Raw genomic sequence first — 266 nt, forward strand, 5'->3', positions numbered from 1 at the left:
GAGAGAAAGAAGAAAGGAAGAAAAGAAGGAAAGGGAGAAAAGGAGAAAAAGGAGGAGGGGAAGAAAAAGAGAAGGAAGAAGGAGGGAGGAGAAGGGGGGAAAGAAGGAAAAAAGGAGGAGAAGGGAGAGGGGAGGGAGGGAAGGGGGGGGGGAAAAGAGAGGAGGCGGGAGGGTGGCAAAACTTGTGAACGTGGGCCGGAAAATGGCGGGCAGGAAACCGGGGAAGCCCATGATGGGCGGCGGCGGCATTGCGGCAGTTCCCATGT

At 56.0% G+C, this 266-nt stretch carries 1 protein-coding gene; it reads left to right on the top strand.

Annotation, left to right across the window (positions count from 1 at the left end; translation table 11 throughout):
* Positions 1-188, top strand: a 188-nt coding sequence (locus LK536_RS58775; RefSeq protein WP_506092331.1) for a hypothetical protein, incomplete at its 5' end; no start/stop codon positions are given.
* Positions 189-266: the final 78 nt, after the last annotated feature.

Source organism: Clostridium pacaense (assembly GCF_020709765.2).
GTDB lineage: Bacteria > Bacillota > Clostridia > Lachnospirales > Lachnospiraceae > Enterocloster > Enterocloster hominis.